Below are 25740 nucleotides of genomic sequence, written 5' to 3'. Positions count from 1 at the left end.
AAATGGATTATACATCCCAACCAAAACTTTTATAGATAGGTAAAAAATCAATATGTGAATATTCACTTTTTGACATTTCGTCAATTAAAATATGAATAAAGTCGTTTGCATTTGTATTTGAAGATAATTTTATTGACACAGCCTTGAAAGCATTAAACAAATTAAATAATATAGTGTTTTTACTCTGATAATTTATATTATTATTTATTTTTAATGACATCTGGTGAAATAAACTTCTAAACACTGCTGAGTTCTGATATGCCGAGTTATTTTTTGATATTTTTGATATATTGTCAACATTAGAGCTTGGTATGTCATAGATAGGATTACTTACATCTCTAATTGCTCCTGATTTAGAATCAGGAGTTCCACCTAAAGCAATAAGCCAAGAAATATTTTCATCAGTATTGCCTTGATATTTTTCGAGGTAATTATTATGAATAACAATTGCATACAAATCAGCGATACCTTCCTTAACTGACTCATAAAAAATAGAACCGTCGTTAAGTAGTAAACTTTTTGTGAATTTGTGACCAGCTTCATGAGCCATTACTGTTATATCGATATATGCACTGCCGTAAGCGCCATTTTCATTAGTTCTAATATAAAACGCATCACTTTGATAGACATACGAACTATTTACTGACAAGTTATCTTCATGATAAATTTTTGCTTTCCCTTGAAATAAATCTTCTCCCCAAAGTTCGAAATGAAGGTCTAGTACTTTATTCATTGCCACAAAAGCTGATATTTTATATTTATTATCATTTGCTTCTAATATAACGTTGTCTTTACAAAGAACCCTAGATAGGGCATATCCTATGCCATATCTAGTTTGTAGTTCAAGTTTATCATTGCTAGTATAGCAATAATCATTTTTTGCTTTAAATGGTGCTTCAATGATATATGAACCTGTCTTCGACATTTTCGAGTAATACGCATAATTAAGTTCTTTTGCGTTAGAAAGATCATAAGTTGGAGGAAGCGAGTTAGTACTAGTTCCAGCTAAGCTATAGAAAGTAAAACTAAATAAAGAAATGATGATATTAAATTTAAAAATATTATTCATTATTATACCTACCTATTTGAAATTGTTATTTCTGACTCTATCAGAGTTAATTAAATTAATTTAAAATAAAACATCAAATTTAGATTACCATCACAATAAATAAGCTTGCCGCACATAAAAACAATTAAAGTGTAAAAACAAGGTTCTAACAAAGAATTTAGATTGATACTATTTGGTGGGACGTGTTAAACATTAATGATGTTCAATACTATTTAACACCATTAATATCATGTGCACGTGACTATATATTACAAATAAACCATAATTAAATTTATTTTTTTAAAATCTTTATCGAACTAATTATATCATTAAATTCATCTGTATTTCCTTTACCCGTTTTTCTTGTGTAATAACGACCTTGGTAGTTTTCATGTTCATAAAATCGAACTTCCCAATTGTATGGAATAACCCATGAAGACATTTGATCGTTCATATTACCTAAAAATGGAATATCAGAATTAATAACAAGACTATCCCCATTTTGATTAACATCTTCATAAACAACAAGAGAATGTTTATTTGAAGAATTATATTGTATAATAGTATCTACTATTCCCCCTCCAGGGAAATCCATAGCGACGATTCCTAGATTACTTAAAAATTTATTCTCTTTAATCCATTTTTCTGTTAATTGATTTATCCCTGCAAAATTAACACTACATAGCTGCTCAATACATGCAGTGCGAGGGAAATCTCGATATTGATTTGCATCGACTGTCGATACTCCAGTCCACAACTGAGGTGCATGTGAGCTAGGACTTGACTTTCCGCTTGCAACAAAATAGGGAAAAGAACCTACAGAACCTGACAAATAGTTTAATGATACTTGCTTACTGTTTATTGAGTAAAAATGTGATTTAACTCTTTCCCATTTCGAATATAAGTCCCAATTTGTTACTAATTTATAGTTATCTTGTATATGCAAAGAAGCACGTTCGATACCAATTCGGCCACCAAAAATATTAAAGTCACGAATAAATACAAACTTCCCCCTTATATCTCCTAAAGTAGGATTGTTTGAGTATGGTATTGCATTATTGTGTTTATATTTAGCCAAGATTTCTTTAAACTTTTGATAAAAATCATGTTGATATTCTTTAGCTCCACCTTCGTTCTGAACTCTAATAATTATTGTTTCTGTTGGGTTAGCATTTAAAAATTGAGATACTATTGAAATAAAGTCATCAAACGTTTGATATTGAGATATTATTCCATGATAAGCAATCAGATCACTGTCTCGATATTTGAATCTCGCATCTATATATCGGATCCCCATATCAAGTTGCTCAGCAATACTCAATGTTTGTGTTGCAGGAACATCTCCACCATATAACGACAATGAATTATGTGTGCCCGGCATAGAGATTTCACTCAATCTTTTTTCATTTCCAATTGCAGCCATCCAATCCGTATTACTATATCCTGCATAGCTATCCCATAAATAAGGGAGATCATAACCACCATCCATCTCTCCTTGTAAAACAGAAGAAAGTGAAGGTGTTGCAATAAAACTTGTAACAAAAACAGATAAACACGCAAACTTAAATTTCATAACTAAAAATCCATAAAAAAAGAACCTTATACCAAGTTTTAGGTATTAAGTTAATTAATAAAAATGCCAAACCCCATATTTAGTTCCCAAATAGGCATAACTCAATGTCAGGTGTTACTTTGGTCTAAAAGCGACTAGCTATATTTAACATATATTATCTTACGAGCATCACACCTGTAGACCCCCCATAAGTGCAATATAGTAATGTCACATTCTAACAATTTAGAGATGGCAAACTCTAATATGCTTGGTGATAATTGTTAATATGGCATCATCACATAACGGTTTTATCACTGCCTATTTTGCTTACGATTAGTGATGATAGACAAAGCCACCATAAATATATTTGGTGGCTTCAGCACCTAGCACTAACACTTTATGACCTGGCTTTAAAATATTAGAACGTCTTAATTTATCTAAACTTACCCAAATAGCAGCGGAGCCTAAATTACCTAATTTATCTGCGTCTACAATAATTTTATTTGGATCTAAACCGAGCTCATCAGCAAACATTTTAGCTAAATGACCATTAACTTGATGTGGTAAAATAAAATCAAAGTCAGTAATTTTATAACCTCGGTCTAACATTGCTGTTAAGCCATTTTTAAATAATTTAGCACCTTGTGCTTTCACATCTTTAGCATGATGAAAGAAATGAGGAAAATCATTTTCACAGCGAATATGACTCGCGCCACCACCACGAATACCAAAGCCGGGCTGCTTGCCATTTCCAATATGTCCTAAGTATATATCGCTGATAATCTGGCTTTGACTGCCATCATCTTTTCCTAATATGACAGAACCAGCGCCATCCCCCATTTGCATACAATTAATTAATTGTTCTTGATCTAAAAATGATTGAGTAAAATCAACATACAAGGAACCGACTTCACTGCCAAGAATGCCAACGGAGTTAAGTTCAGTTTGACTCGATAGCAAAGCTGCTGCAGTCTGCAACGCATTTGCAAATCCACAGCATGCTTGACGAAATTCCATATAAGGACCTTCATGCCCTAATGCATCAGCTATCCAAGCAATGTTAGGCGGTAATAATGTATGCGGGCTCGTAGTATGACCGATAAGATAATCGAGGGTTTCGATTTCATTATTTTTGTGTGACCGATTTGCAGATAGTAAGGCTTTGTTGATGCTTTCAATACCTATTTCTAACCCTATATTAGAGTTGTTAATTGTTGCATGTTGCGAACCACGCGCCCAATGGCGACTTGTAATACCAAAATACTGACTTATTTTTTGTGCTTTTCTCGCAGTACGTTCACCCATTGTATTTTTTAATAATACATCCAAAGCCTGATTATCAATTGCAGATCCGGGTAAAGTAGACCCAGAGCCTAATAGTTTCACTCGATGCTCATTAAAAAAAACCGTCATAACTAATTTGTTCCTTTAATATATCTCAAGTATTTTGAGGATCTATTTGTGAAAATAATTTACGGCTATCAACTCCTAACACTTCAAATGATGCTTGCTCTGTTTTTAATAAATTAACTAGGTTTTTCCTTAAAACATTTATATTATCTTTATTAATACTTGGGTCACCGCCCAATAAAATAATATGTTTTCGCGCTAAACTAACGTGACGAGATTCATCGTGTTTTATGAAAGAAAAAAGCTGACTTATAATATGTGATGCACCTAGGTTGGAACGAGACATCGCGGTCATGATCAATGCAACATAACCATCGAGACTTCGGATAGTGGCAAAGTGCTCCACTACAGACGCCGCCAGCCCTATCTTGGTATAAAATAATTGCGCTTTTCGCTTTATTTTTAATGCATCTTTTGGTGTAGGTAAAAACGACACTAACATTTGTAATGCTTCTTCATGTGCATTCTCATCTTTTTGTATTGTAATTAAATCTGCACTACAAAGCTTAAAGTCATCTTGCTCAATCCGAACAATTTCTTCCCCAAAAACAAATTGTGCAGATTGTTCCCCGCATAATAATAACGGTACTAATCGTGACAAAGCATTTTTTTGCGCATCATCTAGAATGCATTTTTCCATTTCAAATTGAGTTGACCAAGGTATAAACCAAGCAGGGTAATCACCCTCAGGTACAGCATTAATAGCAGGTGGAAAACAGCGATATTGCTTTATATTCCCAAAATTATTACTTGTCATGTCTATCCTTTGCGGTCAATCTCAGATTCAATATACTTAGCTCAATATACTTTTATCAAAAAAATAAAAGGAATTAATTTAACATTCAAAAATGCCATCGCTAAGCCAGATGAACAATGTAATTTATTATTTTGTTTTAAGTCAATAAGATAAAGGAATCGTAATAAAAACGTTATACTTATGTGTCAAATTAAACATAAGTCGGCAGGAAATAAGTATTGTCACTATCAGTACTTAGCTTTAATTTACTAGGTTAAATCAGTCATTTAAAATTAGCGAATCACTAGCTTAAGTTTAACTTTGGGGGGTGACGGAGATATATTCGACGACCCTGTTATTAAATTAATTTCATTTTTTAATTGTATTTCTGACAGATATCTTTGGTGATTCTATCCATTTAACTTCAGCTGTTAATCACGACTAGATTACGTGAATAGCATTGAAATATAACAGACCAATTCCCCATATGATCACATTTATGATTATATCGTCATTAATCTTTGTAGTGATTGGTAGTTGTTACGGTTTAGGCATGTTACAAATATATAGAGTCAAATCATAATAATAGACAACATACATTATTCAACATAAATACAAATCACGAGGGAATGTGGCATGGGGAAACAATTTTCGGCATTAACAGAACAACATATTGAGTTTATTGGCAAGCAGCGCCTTTATTTTGTCGGCACTGCAGCTGATACTGGCAATGTAAACCTTTCACCTAAAGGTGGAGATTCCCTTCGTGTAATCGATACAAACACCATTGCTTGGCTTAACCTGACGGGCAGCGGTAATGAGTCAGCTTCTCACGTGCTCATTAACCCACGAATGACAGTCATGTTTTGTGCTTTTGAAGGGGCACCTTTGATCCTTCGCGCTTATGGTAATGCAAAAGTAATCCATCAAAAAGATCCTGAATGGGATAAATACAGCGCGCTATTTCCACACAGTGTTGCGGCCCGACAAATATTTATTTTAGATATCGAAATGGTTCAATCATCTTGTGGCAAGTCTGTACCTTACTTCAATTATAATGAAGATCGCGATGACTTAGCTAACTGGTCTACTCGTCAAGGTAAAGAGGGTATTGAAAAATACTGGGTGAAGAAAAATCAGCAAAGTATTGATGGTTTTGAAACTGAAATCGTTGAACGAACAGGGATTGATATAAACGCGAACGCTTAAAGAAAAAATCTGAATGCGAATCAGGGTGATATCTAAGTGAGCATTAAAACAGCTTATAAAGCCGTTTTAATGCCTTAACCCATCAAAGATAATTAATAGTGATTAAATAAGCTTATTTCGAATATGGATGACTACAGCTTCGGCGACGATCACCACAGTAAAAATACTTACCAGTACCATAGCTACTTTTTGCCATTCAAATAAATTCTGCGCATCATTTAAAATAACCCCAATGCCACCAGCACCCACCAGACCTAATACCGCAGATTCACGGACATTAATATCCCAACGGAATAGAACAATAGAGTAGAACGCAGGCATAACTTGTGGCCAGTAACCTTTAAGTAGAATACTCATCCATGATGCACCCGTTGCTCTTAGAGCCTCAACAGGTCCGACATTCACTTCTGCAAGAGCTTCAGCTAAAAGTTTACCCACAAACCCAATACTACGAATGGCGATTGCCATGATACCAGCCAAAAGGCCTGGACCAAACAGTGCAATAAACAGCAATGCCCAAACCAGTGAATTGACCGAACGAGACGATACCAAGAATACTTGAGCAATCCAGTTTAACGTTTTGTTCGGTGTTATATTCGGCGCATTAAGCAGTGCTAATGGTATCGCAAAAATGAGTGTAAATAAGGTACCCAATGTTGCAATGTTCAATGTTTCAATCATGGCTTCATGAATAGACTCAGGATAAAAAGCATAATCCAATGGCATCATACGTTCAAACATATCGGCAAACTGAGCGGGAGCATCATAAAGAAATTCCGGAATAACCTCAACGGTTTGCCATGACCACACGATTGCCGAAACTAAACATAAATAAATGGCAAAACGGGTAATACGTTCGTTTGGCGTAAAGCGTTGCCACTCTTTATCAATTTGAGACATATTATCAACTTGGGATACATTTTCTACATGAGACTTATTATTGATATGTGCAGCTGTCATTAGAAAACCCTCCTAACAATATTGGAAAGAAATTCACCAACTAAAATAAGCGCAATAATGGTGATTAAAATAGCGGAGACAAAATCATAATCAAAGCGTTGGAAAGCAGAGAATAATGTACCACCTAGGCCACCAGCACCTACAATCCCCACCATAGTGGAGTTACGTAGATTTGAATCGAGTTGATAGCTCGCAAAACCAATAAAACGAGTAAAAACTTGAGGCATGACTGCATATAAGACCACACAGGAAAAGCTGGCACCAGTGGCTCGAATAGCTTCAACGGATTTAAACGAAATTTCTTCAATCGCTTCTGCAAACAGTTTGGCAATAAAACCAATTGAAGCGAATACCAAGGTTAAAATCCCTGCTAGAGCCCCAAAACCAACCGCCTTTACAAATAGAATCGCAATGATCACAGGATGAAAAGAGCGGCATAATGCGATAAAGCCACGAACAGGTGTTGAAACGATTGCGGGCATCATGTTACGCGCAGCCATCAGTCCAAGGAAAAGCGAAATCAAAATACCAAATAAACTTGAGATAATTGCAATTTGTAAACTTTCCAGTAAACCACTAAATAATAAACCAGAGCGTGAAAAATTAGGTGGAAACATACGAGAAAGTAAACGTTCGCTTTCACTCAAACCTAAAATTAACCGTTCGAAAGTCAATCCTAATGTTGATAGGCTATAAAACAGATAACCAATAATGGCCGCGATAATTAACCTATTTGTCCACGATACTTTAAATGGATTTTCTCTATTTGGTGACGTATTTGGTGTTAATCCAACCATGATTCGCCTCCATAAATAACGTTAAGATCTTCTTCTGTAATACCTTCGGGACTACCATCATAATGGACTTTACCATGACACATACCGATAATGCGTTTCGCATACCGTTTGGCTAAATTCACGTCATGCATGTTAACCAATACCGGAATATTTTTTTGTTGTGCAAAGGCCTCCATTAACTCCATAATTTCAACGGCCGTTTTCGGATCGAGTGATGATGTTGGTTCATCAGCAAGTAAAATGTATGGGTCTTGCATAATTGCTCGAGCGATACCTACACGTTGTCTCTGTCCACCTGACAAGCTATCTGCACGTTGATTTGAAAAGTCAGATAGTCCAACAAAATCTAATAATTCAAAGGCTTTGTTAAGATCTTTTTGAGAATAATGTCTCCGCCAAGCATTCCAAGCAGTCATATAACCAAGACGGCCACTAAGTACATTCTCAATCACGGTTAACCTTTCAACAAGGTTATATTCTTGGAAAACCATACCGATATGGCGGCGCTGTTTACGTAACGCCTGACCTTTTAGTTGAGTAAGGTCTACACCTTCAAAAATAATTTCACCTTTACTGGGATCATTAAGACGATTAATACAGCGAAGTAACGTACTTTTACCCGTACCTGAAGGGCCAATAATAGCGATGATGCCTGGTTTATCGATGTCGATATTAATACCTTTAAGAATTGGCTTTCCAGCCACATATTCATGATAAAGGTTATTGATCTTTATTCCGTCATAGCTTGCTACGGCCATAGTGCTTCTTCCTTGTCGAATTTTTGAATGATCTATGCCCTACCCGAGAGGGCATAGATTTTTCACTAGATTGATTTATGAGATATGAACTAACTGATTAAGTTATTAACCGATTAAGTGCTTACTGAGTTTTGGCAAGTTTCGCTAACGCAGCGGCTTTTTTCTTAGCGCGCTTGGCTGCGTCTTTTTCTGCCAATTTTTTCAGACCTGTTTTTGTATATGCAGTGCCTGTTGCATGAGCGATATCACGGATCACACCCCATTCTTCTTTGTAAGTGATTGGCGCGAAACGGTCAGCACCTTTGAATGATGCGCTCATTTCGTCAGTGAAGCGGTAGCTATAAAAAGCTTCTTGGATTTTCTTAGCCAGTTCTGGTTTCAAGTTATGTGCGTAACCAAAAGCTGATGTAGGGAAACGTGGGCTACGGTAGATAATTTTTAGTACCGAACCATCTACACGGCCAGCGTCAACCATACGATCGTATACATCGGAAGCAACAGGTGCAGCATCATAATCGCCATTGAATACACCAAGAATTGATTGGTCATGCTTACCTGAATAAAAGACTTTGTAATCTACGTCCGGCACCAGACCTTGTGCAGGGAAAAGCGCTCGAGGAGCTAGGTTACCTGAGTTTGAAGATGCCGAAGTATGCGCTACTTTTTTACCTTTAAGATCAGCCATTGAGTTAATGCCACTATCTTTACGTACAATCGTGATCAGGTTATAACCGTGAAAACCTTTTTCATCCCCTTTTACTGCAATAGGTACATAACCGGCTAGGTTGACTGCGTAACCTGTTGGGCCTGTAGAGAAGCCAGCTACGTGCAGACGGCCTGAACGCATTGCTTCAACTTGTGCAGAGTTTGAGTGTACTGTGTAGTAGATAACACGTTTGCCTGTGACTTTACTTAGATGTGTTTGAAAATCTGCAAATGCATCTTTATAAAGAGCAGGGTCTTCTACGGGGGTGTAGGTAAAGACAAGCGTACTTGGATCACTCCAGTCACTTGGATCTTTAGGGGTGTCGGCAACTAAGTCCATATCTTCATCACAGTATCTATCATCTAGTACACCTCGACTAGCGCACTCACTTGCCATCGTGATTGAAGGGAATAATAGTGAACTAACGATTAACAATCCTTTAACGCTGATTTTCATATTCAAACCTTATTTTTACTATTGTTGGAATTGATTAACTATTTGCATAGTTTATGCCATATTTATTATTCTTTTAAATCAAGCAGTTAATACAACGTAAAGTTAAAATGTTATCATTTGGGTCATTACTGTCTACACATTAAATAGGTATATGAGTCATTTATGTCTTATTTTAAAAGCAGAAAAAATAAAAGAGCTCAAAAGCTCTTTTTTATAATCTACTTTGTATTAATAGTGCTAAGAACAACGTTATTGTTAACACTATTAATCTTCTTCGCTATTTTAAATTCATGCAATTTGCATAATAGGTCACTGTTGCTGGCCAATCACTGAAAACACCAATAACACCAACATCTTGTGCTAATACATCAAGCATATTCATCATGTCGCCATCATTATTAATGCCTTCGCTGACACTTTTATAATACCAACCACCACCTTGAGCAAGTGGTCCTGAACGTTCTAGTGTCCATGCAATAATGTCAAGATCAGCTTGTTTAGCTAGCTTGGCATAGCTAGACGGCACAAGGTTTTTCTTCTTATCTAAATCTACAAGTGCATACAAAGGTGGAGCGATAATATTCACGCCTGCATCTTTGAGTGCTTTCATGTTGGCTTTCGATGCTACAAAATCTTTTTGCTCATAAACACGCTCATCAAGATATACGGCTTGCTTACCAAAGCTTGGATCATTTTTAATCCAGTACTTTAAATCATTCAAATCAAATGACTGTAAATAAGTATCAGATGCAGAAATGCCTGCTGCTTTTAGTTCATCAACTAATTTCTGTGCATACATGTCTTTAGTAAAGCCATTAAATGGCATAGCAACTGCGGTCGACTTAAGTTCTGGCGTTACTTTCACACCATGAGCTTTAAATAATGCAGCACTTTCTGCATGAGTCATTAATGTACCATTTTGCGTATAAAGGTCAGTACGCCAGCCTGGAGTACCATTCATGTACTCTTCAACAGTCGTTGCTTTAGGATTTGAACCATCCATTTTACCTTTAAGTGTCTTAAATTCAGCCAGAGTAAAATCAGACGTTCGACACTCTGCTTTAGCATCTTCGCCTGTTACTGGATTAGCAGGCATAAACGGTACAGTACACTTCTTAGCGAGTTCTGGTTTTGATAGTACATTGGTTGTTGTGTGTAGATCGTTTTGTGAATGTCGACAAACAAGCTGCTTGTCTTTAGTGAACGTCACATCACACTCAATTACACCGGCACCCATTTCAATGGCCGCAAGGTAAGACTCTTTGGTGTGTTCAGGGAATTGCATGGCAGCGCCACGGTGGCCAATAGAAAAGCTGCTTCGCTTAAATGGCCCGTCACTGCATTGCTGTAATTGAGTTTTGAGGGCGCTATCATCCATATTATTGACTAAATAGGCTGGACGAGGACCTAAATTAGCAGACTCATTAGCCCAAACTGTGATTGAAGTTAACCCGAGTATGAGTGCGATTGAGCCCTTTAGTATTTGCTTCATTTTGTATTTCCTTTTAACAAGCAATTATCCAAAAATTATCTATTTGGCTGATCAATTATTATTTTTTTCTGGTTTATCCACTGTTATAAGTAATGTAAATAAACCCCAAATAATTATCAGTACTGGTGATACTAAATCACCTAGCATGTAATTGCACTCATCATGCCAACTATTAATTTTGTTATATAACAGTTTGTTAGACTTTTATATTAGGGTTTGGCCTTATTCATGGGTCATTTGTGTCTAAGCTCCTTATTATATTTTAAAGTCTTCTTTATCAAGGTGGTGTTTCTTCATTTTTCTATATAGGGTTTTTCGAGGCAAATTGAGTTTCGCGGACACTTCGTTGATGTTACCAAACGTTTCGACAAGCGCTTCGGTCAATACATCTCTTTCGTATTGTTCCATTAATTTTTCAAAAGCAAACTCATCAGGACAAGATTCACAAATTGGCGTTTGTAAATCAAAACCATCACCGACAATACCAAGTACAAAACGATCGGCCACATTACGTAATTCCCGTAAATTTCCGGGCCAATCATGGCGACACAATTGCTGTATCTGTTCTGAGTAAATTGTACATGGACGGGTTTTATATTTTTGACTTGCTTGGATAACGAAATGACGAAATAACAATTGGATGTCTTCTTTACGTTGCTGCAAAGAAGGAAGATGCAAACTAGCCACATTAAGGCGATAAAATAGATCGGCGCGAAATTCACCAGATTCGCTTAAACGGGCTAAATCAGCCTTACTTGCCGCAATAACAGTAATATCTATAGGAATAAGCGTGTTACCACCGACACGTTCAATAACCCTTTCTTGGAGCACTCGTAATAATTTAATTTGTACTGCAATGGGCATACTTTCGATTTCATCAAGAAATAAAGTACCACCGTGGGCTTGTTCTAGCCGCCCGATACGTTTTTTGTTAGCGCTGGTAAACGACCCTGCTTCATGACCAAACAATTCACTTTCAATGATGCTTTCAGTCATACCACCGCAGTTAATGGCAACAAAAGGTTGGTCTTTACGGCGACTGAAGTTATGCAAGGAACGAGCAATAATTTCTTTCCCTGTACCAGTTTCGCCATTGATGATTGTATCGACACCAGTATGAGCAAGCACTAGGACTTGTTGGCGAATTTTATCAATGGCTTTTGATTCGCCAATAATAACTGATTCAATGGGGATTTCAGGCGAGTCTTTGTCTGTTGATTGGGTCGTGTTGATATGTTGGCACTGCGCTAATCCGAGATTGAGTTTATTGATTAGCTCATCAGTATTAAGTGGTTTTTCCAAAAAGTCGAACGCACCTAATTTCATTGCTTCAATAGCCATAGGAATATCACCGTGACCACTCATGAGTAGGATGGGCACATTTGGTGCACGATGCTGAATGGAACTTAACAGGGTTAAACCATCGATCGAGGGCATTCTCACATCGCACAAAACGACAGACTTGCTGTTTGAATTTAGTGATTTCAAGCCCAGATTAGGATCAATGAAACTACTGACATTAAAGCCTTCTAATTCCAGCATTTCACTGACAGCCTCTACAACGTCAATTTCATCATCGATGAGTACAATGTGTTTTTCTAATGCCATGATTGTTCACCTTGCTGTAGAGATACAATAAATTCAGAGCCTTGATATTGAATCGACTCTGCTCGAATGGAACCACCAAAATCTTTAATAATATTATAGGCAAGAGATAATCCGAGCCCGAGGCCTTTGCCTGATATTTTGCGCGTATAAAAAGGGTCGAATATATGAGGTAGATCTTCAGCCAAAATACCGTAACCATTGTCTTTTACGGTAATTTCAATATGACCTAATCGTGAACCTGTTAACTTTGCACTGACTGTAACCGTTATTTGTGGTTCGGAATGGTGTTCAACAGCATCAATCGCGTTGCTAATGAGATTAACTAACACTTGTTCAAGACGAATACTATTTGCACGCACCCAGAGCGACGTCAGATTTGAGTAATTAATCGTGACATTATGACGTTTGTTTTCAAACAATTCGATAGCATCTTGGATAATACAATTGAGTTCAACGCTTTCTATTTTGCCATCACTTTTACGTGAAAATGCTTTGAGGTGACTGGTGATCGCGGAAGTTTTATCTAAAAGTAATTCTATTTTCTGCAAATTGATCAGCGCTTTATCAGTACGTGCTTGTTCTAACCAACGCTGAGCACTGCGCACGTGGCTATTGACGGCAGTGAGGGGTTGGTTAATTTCATGAGTGATCCCAACACTGAGTTGACCAAGTGCGGCCAGTTTTCCTGCCTGTACCAGTTCATCTTGTGTGATCCGTAATTTATTTTCGGCTAAGGTGCGCTCTTCTACTTCCGCCTCTAATTTTCGGTTAGTCTGTTTAACTTCCCTCGCAGTGGTTTGGAAAACTTTAAGATACCTTGCCATTTGCGTGACTTCATCATGACCGCGAATGGATACCTCTGTATCTAAGTGGCCCGTTGAAATCGCAAACATATTATCTTTTAGTTGGAGTAAACGTTGGAGTATATTTTTGCGTACATAAAACCATGAGATGCCAGCAGCAGCCAATACACTGAATAATGATAACAATAGTGATAAACGTTGATCACCTAGCAAGGATTCCTGCGTTTCTTTAATTGAGATCTCAATAATTTGGTTTACTTTAGCTGTATTACTTTCTATTTGAACGGCAAGTTGGCTTAGGTGCTCTCGACTATTTTGTAAGAAATATTGTTCTTGATAGCGGTTATCTAGCGCTTTATTTTTAAGCGCATAAAGTTTGCCTGTACGCGATGTTAAATCATGAATTACGATGAGTTTTTGATCTAAATCGGGGTATTGTTGACGAATATCACCATTATCCCAGAGCTTCCACCAGGTCTCTCCAACTTGTTCTAATCGGTAACTTGTGTAGTCGAGTTCATTAAAACTGAAGTCATTGTAAAGTTTCTCAATAAGTCCTAACTGATAATACAATAAGGATTTAAGCTGTGTATATTGGATCTTACCTTTACTGTTTTCAGGTAGTTGGTCGAGAGATGCACTAGCCTCTTTTAACAATGGATAGAAGCCTTCTAAAAGATTACGCAGTGCTTTATTAAGGTGCTGTGATTCAATTTTACTTTGGAACAGTAAACTCAGACTGTTACTCACTTGTGCCATGAAGTCTTTAAAATAATCATGATATTCAGGAGACTGCATCATGATATTTTCCATGCTCAGGATGGCATGTTCGATTTGTTCAATGGCTTGATTTCGTTCAACATTGGATTCAGCATCATTAAGATGAGAAGAGGTGGTGATAATAATCCGCACCATATCATTTAAACGTGCGGCCTGTTCTAAAGCAGGCATGTTTATTTCTTTTAATGCCACAAGCCTTCGGTTCAAATCATTGAACGTGAAGGAAAATGCAATAGATAAAAATAGCGTTGTCATAGATAGCATCGCGAGTGCTAAAACTAATCTAAGCTCAATACCTTTCCATCTGAACATAGTTTGCCCTATTACAACCTATTTATTATAGGGCAAATAAAGCGGCTCAGTATTGCTGCCAAACCCCATTAAAAATAAAACAAGAATAAATATAAGCTACCACAACTTAGTCCTATAACATTAAATTAACATCTAAAACTGTTAATACAACGGTATTTATAATGCTTATTTAAGTGTTTATGTGTGTAGTTAGGTGGTTGTTAGCGAGAATGAGATCAAGAATTCAGGTACACTCCTCCCACTTAACCCTATTCCTGTTTTAACCGAGTTTATTAAAACTATGTCTCATGTCCGTGCTACCCATGCTTCGCATATTGTATTACCAGAAAGCGTGACCGATAAGCCCACCGTATTCAGCTTTCTTATCAATCATTTCAAACAAATTGATGCGACGATATGGCAACAACGGATCATCGATGGCAAAGTGCATTGGCGTGATGGTCGCTTAATTACCCTAGATTGTGCATTTGTACCACGAGAGCGAGTTTATTATTACCGTGAGGTCGCGGTAGAAAAAAAGATCCCTTTTACAGAAAAAATTATTTACGAAGATAACAATATTATTGTTGCCTACAAACCACATTTTTTAGCGGTGAGTCCTAGTGGTCAATTTGTTAATGAGTGCTTAGTGAATAGGCTAAGAATAAAAACGGGTATCGAAACACTGGTGACAGCACATCGCCTTGATCGTGCAACGGCAGGCTTAATGCTGCTATCTAAGCACCCTGAACAGCGCCATTTGTACCATGACTTATTTAAACATGGCAGTATCACCAAATATTACCAAGCCATTGCTCAGTTAACACCGGACTTACGACGACAGCACAATGAAGGTAGTCTCACGCTTCCACGCCATTGGACAGTAAAAAATAGAATTGTAAAAGGTGAGCCAAGCTTCACGATGCAGATCAGCGATGGCGAAGCTAACAGTCACTCTCAGATAGAACTGATTGACGTTAAAGGTGAGTTTGGTTTATTTAGACTGTCCCCGATTACCGGTAAGACACACCAATTACGCTTACACATGCATAGTTTAGGCATGCCATTGGTAAACGACCGCTTGTATCCAACATTATTAGACCGATGTGATGATAATTTTAATCAGCCATTACAGCTATTAGCCCAACAGCTTAAATTTACCGATCCAGTAACAGGCATTAAACATGATATAACAACAGACTTACTTGATATTGAGGCTATAGTTGATAAAAGAGTCGATGTGATCGAGCCAGTTTAAAACCGTATTTAGTGTTTATATCTTGCAGTAGCTTTAAGCAGACCTTCGTGAAGTAAAGGTCTGCCCTAATAAAGCGTATTCAGCTATGCTTTTTGGTTTTTATAAACTTGCTGAAAACGGTGAACAATCAATATCCCAAACATGGATATTAATAATGCTGGGACAATAGGATGAATACCAAACATCGCAGGTTTAAACCACAGTAATAACAAATAACTCACAAGACCTGTCAGCATTGCTGATAAAGCGGCATGCCCCGAAACTTTTGGCCAATAAAGTCCTGCCAACACAGGCCATAAAAACACAGCCTGCAATGCCCCAAAAGCAGCAAGATTAAGCCAAACAATCATTTTCGGCGGTTCAATCGCACAATAAGTTGCAATCAAGGTAATCAGCAACATGGCAAGACGAGTTAGCCATACTTGCTTACTTGCTGTCATCGTTGGATAGCAACGCACAGCGCCATCACGCACCAAACTAACCGCTGACTGTAATAACATCGAATCCACCGATGACATCACTGCGGCAATAGGCGCAGCCAACAATACACCAGCCCAGAACGGAGTAAACAAGCCGGTAATTAATCTAGGCATGATCTCGTCAGGTATCGTTAGATCAGGGTATAAAGCACGGCCTAACACACCACTTAAATGCGGAATCAAGGTCATTAGAAAGCTAATAATTGTTCCCCAAATCATCCCACGTTTTAATGCATTGGTATCTTTGACTGCTAATAATCGCACGACAGTATGCGGTAAACCTAACGTACCAAAACAAATCAGCATCCAAAATGACAACATCATTGGCCACCCAAGCTGACCATCATTGCCCTGTGGACTTAGTAACGTCGGAGATTGCGCGCTAACATCCGCTATCAGTACTGTTAACCCACCCTGTGACAACAACGTCAAGAAGATGACTAATACACCAATGATCATCAAAATACCTTGAAATGCGTCGGTAATCACCACAGCACGAAAGCCACCGGTAAGTGTATAAGCCAGTACAGTAATAACAAATAGCCCGAGTCCTAGTTCATAGCTAATACCACTAACCCCCGAGAATAAACGCGCACCACCAATGAACTGCACCGATATCATCGCAATGAACCCCACCACCAGACTCACTAATGCTAATTTAGTTAGCCAACTATTCTGATACCGCGCATCCAACCACTCGATCAGTGTCGCGTGTTCGGCTTTACGTTGCGCCAATAACTTTGGCCCTAATACACCCAATGTCAGCATGGCGACTGGTACTTGAATCAGCGCAAGCCAGACCCAGCCCAATCCTATTTTATAGGCGGCACCAGGTCCACCAATAAACGAACTCGCGCTCGTATAGGTCGCAACTAATGTCAGCGCGAGTAACGGTCCATTAAGAAAACGTCCACCAATAAAAAAGCGTTTAGCTTTATCTTGATACAAGTCCCCCGATTGTTTTGATTGGCGGGCACTCCACCAACGGGTAATGAGTAAACTCGCAACAAGATAGATAAGAATAGGGATAAGATTAGTCATGATAAGTCGATTTAATCATTAAAATAAGGAAGAAAATAAGTAACAAGGGTGCAAACAGACAAGAAAACCAGAACCAGACAGGTAATCCCCACCAGTCACCTTGTGTTTGTAATAATAACGGTCCTGCGCACCACAGAGCAAAATAGCCCAATGTCAGCAGCAGCGTTTTTTTTGAAATAGAGTGCATAGCTTAGCCTAAAATAAATACCCGCGGAGAGTATAGATAATCATTATCGATAAACAATTATCAACATGTTAATTACTCGATAGATTTAGTATTTTACGCTTGATTATATCGAGATGTCGACTTACATCCAAATATTGTTTTATGTACGTATAGATAATTACGCATTTGTTATATGACTAGTTCATCGAACGAAATAAGCGTATGACTGATAATCGAATCAATATCATCAATATAAACACCAGCGCCATAGGTCCAGCCCCAAGTCTGAAAATGCTTACTGTAAGATATCTTACGCACGGCTTTACCGCCAATAAATAAGGGAAAACAATAACTAACGAAAGTACCAACCGTTAATTTTTTTGCTTTTTCATAGATGACTTGATAAGTGTAATCACCATTAGCATCTTGAATCATTTTAACATTATGGGTTGAGTTATCCACACCACCTAAAGAAGCAAGCAAGGTGTAGTTATCATCGAAGACAAAGATATAATTCCCATCAAGTAAAGATAGGCGCTTTAAGGCTTGCTTTTGTGCCTGTTCAAGTGACAAAACACCAGACTGGTAATACAGATCGTAACGTTGAAAGATAACTTCCGTTTTATTAATAATATTAATAAGACGTGACTTCCTTTCTGTCAGCATTTCTTCGCGTAATATTGATAAATAACCCAATGCAATAAAAATCAACGCGATAAAACTAAATACAACACATAAGGTAATTTTACAGATAACAGAATTACGACGGCACATTACAGTCTCTACAACCTAACACAACAAAACACAACAAAACACAACAAAACACAACAAAACAATCTACCATCATGCTAACACATAAAAACATAAACGACTGTAAACAATAAGGAAAATGAAAATTAAGGTTCAATTTGAAACACATTATATTATCAGTAACCCTATTGTGTATATTTTCATCATTGTTGTATGACGAGAATGCAATAACTTGGGGGGAGATAAATTAACGATAAGCATGCAGTATACCTACCATTAATAATTGGCAATCAAGGCAATTTATTTAGCTACAATTTCATAGCTTGAGGTCACTTCCGCTGCTTTTTCTAGCATTTTAGCGACTGAGCAATATTTCTCCATCGATAATTCAACAGCACGTTTTACTTTTTTCTCATTTAGATCATGACCCGAAACCACAAAATGGGCATTGATTTTTGTAAATACACGTGGCGGTTCTGCTGCACGTTCACTCGTTAAATTCACTTCACAACCAAGGATATTTTGACGGCCTGTCTTCAAAATATCGACAACATCAATAGAGCTACACGCCCCCATACCCATGAGGACAACTTCCATCGGGCTTGCTGCGATACCATTACGATCACCATCCATAAGGATACCGTGACCCGTTTCTGACGTCCCCATCAGTTGCATTTTGTCGATCCACTTCACATTTGCTTTCATAAAACACCTAGTTAATGTCTAATTCGAAGGCATTAGACAATATTTAACACTACATTAGCAATTAAATACCGTTCCATATCCCAAATATAGTTAAAAGTCACAAATAAACAGTAAGTCAATATTCAAAAAATGATATATTCACGTTGATATTGAACAGAAATCAACTCAGTTCTTGCTTATTAGTGTTATTGTCTCTTATGCTATCAAGTCAGTAATAATAATAAAATTAAAATATCGCAACACGGACATAATTTGCGATTATAATAACTTACAGAGGAATACCCATGGTTGTTATCGGCAAGCCACAATCTGACCCTACTTTAGAATGGTTTTTATCTCACTGCCATATTCACAAGTACCCTTCAAAAAGTACCCTGATCCATGCTGGAGAAAAAGCGGAAACTTTGTATTTTATAGTTAAAGGTTCTGTGGCAGTTCTAATTAAAGATGAAGAAGGCAAAGAAATGATCCTTTCTTATCTAAATCAAGGTGACTTCATGGGTGAACTAGGCCTATTTGAAGATACAGAAGAACCTATACGTAGTGCATGGATCCGTGCTAAATCACCATGTGAAGTAGCAGAGATTTCGTATAAAAAATTCCGTCAATTAATCCAAGTCAACCCTGAAATCCTAATGCGTTTATCAGGTCAAATGGCTGAGCGTCTACAGATAACAAGTCAAAAAGTTGGTGATCTAGCATTCCTAGACGTAACTGGCCGTATTGCACAAACGCTATTAAGCTTAGCAAAACAGCCTGACGCAATGACGCACCCAGACGGTATGCAAATTAAAATTACTCGTCAAGAAATTGGTCAAATCGTTGGTTGTTCACGTGAAACCGTTGGCCGTATTTTGAAAATGCTTGAAGAGCAAGAGTTGATCTCCGCTCATGGTAAAACGATTGTTGTATTTGGCACGCGCTAATCCAACTCGTTTACTAAAATAATAAAAGCAACGCCTGATTCATTATATAATAAATCAGGCGTCATTTTTAATTACGTATGCTTTATTTTGAATTACCTTGTCGTTTATTCAATCGCTTAATTAACACTGACTTATCACTACGCTACTCATCTTCATCTTCATCTTGTAATTCAACATAAACTATCACTCACTTCGCAAGTCATACTGAAGAGATTGCATCATCAATCAAGATCGCATTTTATTTTATTGCTAACAACATGTCAGTATCGGTATAGACAACGCAACGAACATCATTATCATAACCAATACATCTATATTAAACGCTGTGAGGGATGATATAGGTACAACCTGAACCGCATATTGGTATGCGTTAAGCAGATAGCCATTTTTCGATAGCAAGACGAAGCTTTTTCATACCTGCATAAATATCTTCTTCTGGGATATTCAGAGCAGGTGTAAAACGTAAAACATTCGCGCCAGCGACCAATAGTAATAACCCTTCTTGAGCCGCTTGCCTCATAATCGCAATTGCCTGACCTTGGTATTGCTCAGTTAATTCGGCACCTAATAACAAGCCTTCACCACGAATGTCAGAAAAAATAGCATATTGATTGTTTATCTCAGTTAATGCATCTTGGAAAATCGTAGACTTTGCTTTAACTTGCGCTAAAAACGCCTCATCATTAACCGTATCAACAACAACCTCCGCAACACTACAAGCAAGCGGGTTTCCCCCATAAGTACTGCCATGTGTACCCACAGTAAAACTATCAGCAATAGCCGCTGTTGTTAGCATTGCCGCAATAGGAAAACCAGCACCAAGACCTTTTGCTGAGGTTAAAATATCAGGTTTGATATCAGTATGTTGATAAGCATAAAAATGCCCAGTACGACCAACACCCGTTTGTACTTCATCAAATATCAGCAGTGCATTATATTTATCACAAAGCGCACGCACACCAATCAAAAACTGTTGATTAGATGCATGTATGCCCCCTTCCCCTTGTAAAGGTTCCACTATTACTGCACAGGTTTTATCGCTGATTAATGCTTCGAATGCACTAAGATCATTAAAATCAACATGCTCTATAGCTCCAGGCTTAGGGCCAAACCCGTCCGAGTAAGTTGATTGCCCCCCCACAGAGACAGTAAAAAAAGTTCTGCCGTGGAATCCCTGATTAAAGGCGATGATCTGATCTTTGCCTTCACCAAACTTATCATGTGCATAACGACGCGCTAACTTTAACGCCGCTTCATTAGCTTCCGCACCGGAGTTAGCAAAAAATACTTTATCCGCAAACGTCGCGTTTGTCAGTTTGTTAGCTAACCTTAATGCCGGCTCATTAGTAAGTAAATTACTCACATGCCATAATTTCTGGCTTTGTGCTTGCAGCGTGTTCACTAAAGGAGGATAGCAATGGCCTAAACAACTAACAGCAATTCCAGCAGCAAAATCAATGTATTCATTACCATTTTGATCCCAAAGGCGTGACCCTTGACCTCGAACGGGGATCATCTCAGCTGGAGCATAGTTAGGAACCATTACATTATCAAAATCTTCCCGAATAACATCCATTATATTATTGCTCATATTCCTTTCCTCTCAGTGAATGTCTAAATCCTTTAACCACACCAACGCGTGAATATATATTCAATAATTATACATAAGCAATCACAGGTCAAGCTTCATATGTAATAAAACTGCAGAAATTTTACTAATTTTTAGGTTAAGGTTAATCTCTTGATATTAGCTAGTTTCTGAGTAGAAAGTTATTTAATAACTCTTTACCTTGCTCGGTTAAAATGCTTTCAGGATGAAACTGCACGCCTTCTAATGCGAGGCTTTTATGCTTAAACGCCATGATCTCATCAAATTCACCTTTATCATCTTCAGTCCACGCAGTGATCTCAAATTCGTCAGATAACGTCAAGGTTTCAACAATCAAAGAATGATAACGCGTAACTGTTAAGGGATTATTTAACCCCGTAAAAACGCCTTTACCTTTGTGCTGAATTTTCGATGTTTTACCATGCATCATTTTTTTAGCTTTGATAACATTTCCACCAAATACTTGAGCAATAGATTGATGCCCAAGGCAAACACCTAAAATTGGGATTTTCCCTGCAAACTGTTTAATAACAGATAATGAAATACCTGCATCACTTGGTGTACACGGTCCAGGAGAAATAACTAAATAATCAGGAGACAGGGTAGATATTTGCTCCAGTGAAATTTCGTCATTACGCTTAACTACAACGTCTTGCCCAAGTTCAGAGAAGTATTGAAATAAATTAAACGTAAAACTATCGTAGTTATCGATAATAAGTAACATGGAGGATTAAAATTCTAATGAGGAAACTAAATGAATAATATCATAGGTAGAAATGGGATTCTAATAATCTACCTTCGAATAAATCGACGCGATTAAGTAACTTTTATATTTAAAAAAGCAAATAAAAAGCTCAGCAATTGCTGAGCTTTTATTAGCTATAACTTACTATCAACTGTATTTATTTAACTGATACAAACTCAGGGTAAGCATCGATACCACAGTCAGCCATATCCATACCTGTAATTTCTTCTTCTTCAGTAACACGAATACCCATTGTAGCTTTAAGTACTGCCCACACTAAGATACTTGCTGCGAATACCCAAGCGAAGATAATAGCTGCACCGTATATTTGAGCACCGAATGTTGCATCAGCATTGCTAAATGGAACAACCATTAAACCGAATAGGCCACACACACCATGTACAGAGATTGCACCGACTGGATCATCAATCTTCGCTTTATCTAATGCTACGATGCTAAATACAACTAACGCACCACCTAAAGCACCTAATAATGTTGCAAATGCTGGGGCAGGACTCAGAGGGTCGGCTGTGATAGTTACCAAACCAGCTAATGCACCATTAAGAATCATTGTTAAGTCAGCTTTGCCCCACATTATTTTAGTGATAAGCAATGCTGCTACAGCACCAGCCGCAGCCGCCGCGTTCGTATTCATAAAGATTTGACCAACAGCCGTTGCATTTGCAGCATCTGAAAGTAGTAGTTGTGAGCCACCATTGAAACCAAACCAACCCATCCATAAGATAAATGCACCTAATGTTGCTAATGGCATATTTGAACCAGGGATTGGGTACACTTCACCGTTCTTACCATATTTACCCTTACGAGCACCCAGTAGAAGTACCGCAGCAAATGCAGCAGCCGCACCAGCCATATGAACAATACCAGAACCAGCGAAATCAGAGAAACCAGCTTCAGATAAGAAACCACCACCCCAAGTCCAATAACCTTCAATCGGGTAGATAACACCGGTTAAAACGACGGTGAAAGCGAGGAATGCCCATAATTTCATACGCTCAGCAACCGCACCAGATACGATAGACATAGCTGTTGCAACGAATACAACTTGGAAGAAGAAATCTGATTCTAATGAGTGATCCGCACCATCAGATTGTGAACCAATTAAAGAACCAAATGATGGGATAATACCGCCTTTAGCATTATCAACATACATGATGTTATAACCGACTAGTAAAAACATAATACAGGCGATTGAATAAAGCACGATGTTCTTTGTCAGAATTTCAGTTGTATTCTTAGATCTAACGAGGCCAGCTTCAAGCATGGCAAAACCTGCCGCCATCCACATCACAAGTACACCAGATATTAAAAAGTAAAAAGTATCGAGTGCAAAACGCAGCTCAGTAACTGTAGTTGTTAGCTCTTGCATAATTTATTTCCTTTAAATTGCTTCTGAGTCCATTTCGCCCGTACGGATACGCACAACTTGTGTTAAATCGTAAACAAAAATCTTACCATCACCAATTTTCCCCGTATAAGCAGCACTATTAATAGCTTCAATTAGGCGATCAACATTTTCACTCTGTGTTGCGATTTCCAACTTAACTTTAGGTAAGAAATCAACTTGATATTCTGCACCACGATACAATTCAGTGTGACCTTTTTGACGACCAAAGCCTTTCACTTCAGTCACTGTTAATCCTTCAACACCGATATCTGCTACTGCTTCACGAACATCATCGAGTTTAAATGGTTTAATGATTGCGCTTATTAGCTTCATAAAGAGCTCCTTGCCTGAGTATATTGAGTATCTATATGCTTAAACTTAATTCAACCTCCGTGCCAATAATTAAAACAACGTAAATTCAATACCTTAACGTTAAACTCTGATATTCCCATATCTCCACAGCACTAATTTGGTGCAACAACTAGGTTATTAACACCAATCCAGTGCAATTGTTATTTAAATGTTAACCTCCATGGAATGTGAGACCGTAATCTCATTTTTAATAACTTTTTATATCTTAAAATTGCGTAAGAAACTAATTAACTTTAATTGTTAATCATTACTACTAATTAGACTCCTTTAAGTCTAAATAATTAAATTTAATATAATCCATTTAAAATAAATTAAATCGTTCCAATAAGAGCGCTAGACAAAAGGTGACACAACGTTTTGTACCAAATTAAATTGGTACTTCTTATGATCAGTTATAGTGATAATGTGTTTCCAATCCGAGTAGCCAAGATGGATCTGTTACTCTAAATCCCAACTCATGGAAGAAATACGATGAAGAAATTACTACTGGTAGCACTATTATCAACGCTTACAGCTTGCGGTTCTGAAGACGTATTTGATAATGACGATAAGGATGATGAATTAAAGACGATTTCATCCGTGAGTTTTTCAGCTACTCCTAATGATATAAACTCACCCATTTATAATTTCAGTTCCGCTTATACTGTAAATAATGTTGAGCAATCCACTGACGACTTGACTTTTAACTGGTCAGTAAGCTTAGGAGGTGAAGGGCAAGTAACCTCATTATACCCAGAACAAACACCCCAATATGAGTTTAAAGAAGCCGCCACCTACAAGGTAAAGTTAACTGTAGAGGATCATACTGGAGAAGCTTTGGCTCAGTTTTCAAAAAATTTAACCATCAGTGCAGAAGACATAGCTACACAGCCCCTATCTCCACACGCAATGATAGGAATCACGGATAGGGCAACAACGGTATATACATTTAATAGTGATTCCTCTAGCTATAGTGAAGGTTCCTTATCTCAAATTAATTGGGTAATTGAAGGGCAAGAGATATCAGGGGCTCAAGTCACTCATAATTTCAATAAAACAGGGCCACATACTGTCCACTTAAAAGTAACCGCAGAAGATAATGCCCAAGCAACAACAGCAATGACTATTTACGTTGTTAATGAAATAACAACACCAACTGCAGCACTCAACTATACAAAGGACAAATTAGATGTAAGTTTTGATGCAAGTCAAAGCTCAAACCAAAGCAGCAAGATCATATCTTATCAGTGGGATTTAGGAAATGGTGAATCGGCTACGGGAATTACCGCGTCCGCAACCTACACATCTGAAGGCCCTTACAGCGTGGTTTTAACAGTGGTGAGTAAAGAAGGTGTAACAAATACAAAAACAGAAACAATTGATGTTTACGAAGAAGGCTCTTACGTGACTTGTGATCTATTAACGTCCTCTAGCTGGTTGTATAAAAAAACAGATGAACGCCAGTGCTTTAGTTCTTCACCAATTACAAGCCGCGCAGCGGCAGAAGCTTGGTGTGGTGCGAGGATTCAACAATACATCGATGATTTATCATTTCCCCGTATAAAACCAACATTAACTTGGCAGGTAAGACAACAAGGTAATAATGAGTGCTAAGTTAGGAAATGATCCTGACGTAAAATAAAATGTTTAGTGTTTATCCGAAAGCCTGAATCAATGATTCAGGCTTTCGTTGTTT

The 25740-nt window shown here is 37.6% G+C and carries 23 protein-coding genes; 4 read left to right on the top strand and 19 right to left on the bottom strand.

Annotated elements, in window-relative coordinates; all coding sequences use genetic code 11:
• Positions 1–7: 7 nt before the first annotated feature.
• From BT797_RS00115 to BT797_RS00100, 4 genes are all read right to left on the bottom strand, one after another.
• The gene (locus tag BT797_RS00115) at positions 8–1069 is read right to left on the bottom strand and encodes a hypothetical protein (RefSeq protein WP_075470765.1); all 1062 of its coding nucleotides are present in this window, start codon (positions 1067–1069) and stop codon (positions 8–10) included.
• A 271-nt stretch (positions 1070–1340) separates the two neighbouring features.
• A complete protein-coding gene (locus BT797_RS00110) occupies positions 1341–2621 on the bottom strand; it encodes a phosphatidylinositol-specific phospholipase C domain-containing protein (RefSeq protein WP_052678229.1) in 1281 nt (426 codons plus the stop codon).
• A gap of 312 nt (positions 2622–2933) precedes the next feature.
• A complete protein-coding gene (locus BT797_RS00105) occupies positions 2934–4013 on the bottom strand; it encodes a 3-oxoacyl-ACP synthase III family protein (protein ID WP_075470764.1) in 1080 nt (359 codons plus the stop codon).
• Positions 4014–4038: 25 nt separating this feature from the next.
• Positions 4039–4767: a ferritin-like domain-containing protein gene (locus BT797_RS00100; protein WP_045108780.1), complete on the bottom strand. Its 729-nt coding sequence runs from the start codon at positions 4765–4767 to the stop codon at positions 4039–4041.
• Between the two features lie 615 nt (positions 4768–5382).
• On the opposite strand from BT797_RS00100, the gene BT797_RS00095 reads away from it, so the two are divergent.
• Positions 5383–5955, top strand: a complete 573-nt coding sequence (locus BT797_RS00095) for a pyridoxamine 5'-phosphate oxidase family protein (protein ID WP_045108779.1) — start codon at positions 5383–5385, stop codon at positions 5953–5955.
• A 102-nt stretch (positions 5956–6057) separates the two neighbouring features.
• Here the strand turns inward: BT797_RS00095 and phnE (BT797_RS00090) are convergent, their stop codons facing one another.
• The 7 genes from phnE (BT797_RS00090) to BT797_RS00060 all read right to left on the bottom strand — a co-directional run bounded on the left by phnE (BT797_RS00090) (position 6058) and on the right by BT797_RS00060 (position 14627).
• Positions 6058–6915 carry a phosphonate ABC transporter, permease protein PhnE gene (gene phnE, locus BT797_RS00090; protein WP_211705385.1) on the bottom strand — a complete coding sequence of 286 codons (858 nt, stop codon included), beginning with the start codon at positions 6913–6915 and terminating at the stop codon, positions 6058–6060.
• Positions 6915–7712, bottom strand: a complete 798-nt coding sequence (gene phnE, locus BT797_RS00085) for a phosphonate ABC transporter, permease protein PhnE (RefSeq protein ID WP_075470763.1) — start codon at positions 7710–7712, stop codon at positions 6915–6917. Before phnE (BT797_RS00085) ends, phnE (BT797_RS00090) begins: the two co-directional genes overlap by 1 nt.
• Positions 7700–8470 (bottom strand): phosphonate ABC transporter ATP-binding protein, encoded by a 771-nt coding sequence (phnC, locus tag BT797_RS00080; RefSeq protein WP_075470762.1) that lies wholly within the window; start codon positions 8468–8470, stop codon positions 7700–7702. The genes phnE (BT797_RS00085) and phnC overlap by 13 nt, the downstream gene beginning before the upstream one ends.
• A 121-nt stretch (positions 8471–8591) precedes the next feature.
• Positions 8592–9632 carry a phosphate/phosphite/phosphonate ABC transporter substrate-binding protein gene (phnD, locus tag BT797_RS00075; protein ID WP_045108776.1) on the bottom strand — a complete coding sequence of 347 codons (1041 nt, stop codon included), beginning with the start codon at positions 9630–9632 and terminating at the stop codon, positions 8592–8594.
• 277 nt (positions 9633–9909) lie between these two features.
• Complete coding sequence (locus tag BT797_RS00070) at positions 9910–11124, bottom strand: glycerophosphodiester phosphodiesterase family protein (RefSeq protein WP_075470761.1); 1215 nt, start codon at positions 11122–11124, stop codon at positions 9910–9912.
• 255 nt (positions 11125–11379) lie between these two features.
• Entirely contained in the window at positions 11380–12732 is a 1353-nt protein-coding gene (locus tag BT797_RS00065; protein WP_075470760.1) for a sigma-54-dependent transcriptional regulator, read from the bottom strand.
• Positions 12723–14627 (bottom strand): ATP-binding protein, encoded by a 1905-nt coding sequence (locus BT797_RS00060; RefSeq protein ID WP_244534083.1) that lies wholly within the window; start codon positions 14625–14627, stop codon positions 12723–12725. Before BT797_RS00060 ends, BT797_RS00065 begins: the two co-directional genes overlap by 10 nt.
• Positions 14628–14907: 280 nt before the next feature.
• On the opposite strand from BT797_RS00060, the gene BT797_RS00055 reads away from it, so the two are divergent.
• Positions 14908–15864 carry a pseudouridine synthase gene (locus BT797_RS00055; RefSeq protein ID WP_075470774.1) on the top strand — a complete coding sequence of 319 codons (957 nt, stop codon included), beginning with the start codon at positions 14908–14910 and terminating at the stop codon, positions 15862–15864.
• Positions 15865–15947: 83 nt separating this feature from the next.
• Here the strand turns inward: BT797_RS00055 and panF are convergent, their stop codons facing one another.
• The 4 genes from panF to BT797_RS00035 all read right to left on the bottom strand — a co-directional run bounded on the left by panF (position 15948) and on the right by BT797_RS00035 (position 19005).
• Entirely contained in the window at positions 15948–17384 is a 1437-nt protein-coding gene (gene panF / locus BT797_RS00050; protein ID WP_075470758.1) for a sodium/pantothenate symporter, read from the bottom strand.
• Positions 17377–17571, bottom strand: coding sequence for a DUF997 family protein (locus BT797_RS00045; protein WP_045108771.1), 195 nt, complete (start codon positions 17569–17571; stop codon positions 17377–17379). Before BT797_RS00045 ends, panF begins: the two co-directional genes overlap by 8 nt.
• Positions 17572–17739: 168 nt before the next feature.
• Positions 17740–18324: a cache domain-containing protein gene (locus BT797_RS00040; RefSeq protein WP_075470757.1), complete on the bottom strand. Its 585-nt coding sequence runs from the start codon at positions 18322–18324 to the stop codon at positions 17740–17742.
• Between the two features lie 276 nt (positions 18325–18600).
• A complete protein-coding gene (locus tag BT797_RS00035; protein ID WP_045108769.1) occupies positions 18601–19005 on the bottom strand; it encodes an OsmC family protein in 405 nt (134 codons plus the stop codon).
• 284 nt (positions 19006–19289) lie between these two features.
• On the opposite strand from BT797_RS00035, the gene crp reads away from it, so the two are divergent.
• A complete protein-coding gene (gene crp, locus BT797_RS00030; protein WP_006032405.1) occupies positions 19290–19931 on the top strand; it encodes a cAMP-activated global transcriptional regulator CRP in 642 nt (213 codons plus the stop codon).
• A gap of 370 nt (positions 19932–20301) precedes the next feature.
• Here the strand turns inward: crp and BT797_RS00025 are convergent, their stop codons facing one another.
• From BT797_RS00025 to glnK, 4 genes are all read right to left on the bottom strand, one after another.
• Positions 20302–21507 (bottom strand): aspartate aminotransferase family protein, encoded by a 1206-nt coding sequence (locus tag BT797_RS00025; protein ID WP_170860692.1) that lies wholly within the window; start codon positions 21505–21507, stop codon positions 20302–20304.
• A gap of 175 nt (positions 21508–21682) precedes the next feature.
• Positions 21683–22264, bottom strand: a complete 582-nt coding sequence (locus BT797_RS00020; RefSeq protein ID WP_045108767.1) for an anthranilate synthase component II — start codon at positions 22262–22264, stop codon at positions 21683–21685.
• 178 nt (positions 22265–22442) lie between these two features.
• On the bottom strand, positions 22443–23675 hold the full coding sequence (locus tag BT797_RS00015) for an ammonium transporter (protein ID WP_045108766.1): 1233 nt from the start codon (positions 23673–23675) through the stop codon (positions 22443–22445).
• Between the two features lie 12 nt (positions 23676–23687).
• Positions 23688–24026, bottom strand: coding sequence for a P-II family nitrogen regulator (gene glnK / locus BT797_RS00010; RefSeq protein WP_045108765.1), 339 nt, complete (start codon positions 24024–24026; stop codon positions 23688–23690).
• Between the two features lie 510 nt (positions 24027–24536).
• Between glnK and BT797_RS00005 the strand changes: the two genes are divergently transcribed.
• A complete protein-coding gene (locus BT797_RS00005; protein ID WP_075470755.1) occupies positions 24537–25658 on the top strand; it encodes a PKD domain-containing protein in 1122 nt (373 codons plus the stop codon).
• Positions 25659–25740 lie beyond the last annotated feature (82 nt).

This window comes from Moritella viscosa (assembly GCF_900120065.1).
In the GTDB taxonomy this organism is placed as follows: domain Bacteria; phylum Pseudomonadota; class Gammaproteobacteria; order Enterobacterales; family Moritellaceae; genus Moritella; species Moritella viscosa.
This window is presented reverse-complemented; position numbering and strand designations above follow the sequence as displayed.

Coding starts and splice junctions, on each gene's coding strand:
- BT797_RS00115 (WP_075470765.1), bottom strand. CDS start 1,069: ATGAATAATATTTTTAAATTTAATATCATCATTTCTTTATTTAGTTTT.
- BT797_RS00110 (WP_052678229.1), bottom strand. CDS start 2,621: ATGAAATTTAAGTTTGCGTGTTTATCTGTTTTTGTTACAAGTTTTATT.
- BT797_RS00105 (WP_075470764.1), bottom strand. CDS start 4,013: ATGACGGTTTTTTTTAATGAGCATCGAGTGAAACTATTAGGCTCTGGG.
- BT797_RS00100 (WP_045108780.1), bottom strand. CDS start 4,767: ATGACAAGTAATAATTTTGGGAATATAAAGCAATATCGCTGTTTTCCA.
- BT797_RS00095 (WP_045108779.1), top strand. CDS start 5,383: ATGGGGAAACAATTTTCGGCATTAACAGAACAACATATTGAGTTTATT.
- phnE (WP_211705385.1), bottom strand. CDS start 6,915: ATGACAGCTGCACATATCAATAATAAGTCTCATGTAGAAAATGTATCC.
- phnE (WP_075470763.1), bottom strand. CDS start 7,712: ATGGTTGGATTAACACCAAATACGTCACCAAATAGAGAAAATCCATTT.
- phnC (WP_075470762.1), bottom strand. CDS start 8,470: ATGGCCGTAGCAAGCTATGACGGAATAAAGATCAATAACCTTTATCAT.
- phnD (WP_045108776.1), bottom strand. CDS start 9,632: ATGAAAATCAGCGTTAAAGGATTGTTAATCGTTAGTTCACTATTATTC.
- BT797_RS00070 (WP_075470761.1), bottom strand. CDS start 11,124: ATGAAGCAAATACTAAAGGGCTCAATCGCACTCATACTCGGGTTAACT.
- BT797_RS00065 (WP_075470760.1), bottom strand. CDS start 12,732: ATGGCATTAGAAAAACACATTGTACTCATCGATGATGAAATTGACGTT.
- BT797_RS00060 (WP_244534083.1), bottom strand. CDS start 14,627: ATGTTCAGATGGAAAGGTATTGAGCTTAGATTAGTTTTAGCACTCGCG.
- BT797_RS00055 (WP_075470774.1), top strand. CDS start 14,908: ATGTCTCATGTCCGTGCTACCCATGCTTCGCATATTGTATTACCAGAA.
- panF (WP_075470758.1), bottom strand. CDS start 17,384: ATGACTAATCTTATCCCTATTCTTATCTATCTTGTTGCGAGTTTACTC.
- BT797_RS00045 (WP_045108771.1), bottom strand. CDS start 17,571: ATGCACTCTATTTCAAAAAAAACGCTGCTGCTGACATTGGGCTATTTT.
- BT797_RS00040 (WP_075470757.1), bottom strand. CDS start 18,324: ATGTGCCGTCGTAATTCTGTTATCTGTAAAATTACCTTATGTGTTGTA.
- BT797_RS00035 (WP_045108769.1), bottom strand. CDS start 19,005: ATGAAAGCAAATGTGAAGTGGATCGACAAAATGCAACTGATGGGGACG.
- crp (WP_006032405.1), top strand. CDS start 19,290: ATGGTTGTTATCGGCAAGCCACAATCTGACCCTACTTTAGAATGGTTT.
- BT797_RS00025 (WP_170860692.1), bottom strand. CDS start 21,507: ATGGATGTTATTCGGGAAGATTTTGATAATGTAATGGTTCCTAACTAT.
- BT797_RS00020 (WP_045108767.1), bottom strand. CDS start 22,264: ATGTTACTTATTATCGATAACTACGATAGTTTTACGTTTAATTTATTT.
- BT797_RS00015 (WP_045108766.1), bottom strand. CDS start 23,675: ATGCAAGAGCTAACAACTACAGTTACTGAGCTGCGTTTTGCACTCGAT.
- glnK (WP_045108765.1), bottom strand. CDS start 24,026: ATGAAGCTAATAAGCGCAATCATTAAACCATTTAAACTCGATGATGTT.
- BT797_RS00005 (WP_075470755.1), top strand. CDS start 24,537: ATGAAGAAATTACTACTGGTAGCACTATTATCAACGCTTACAGCTTGC.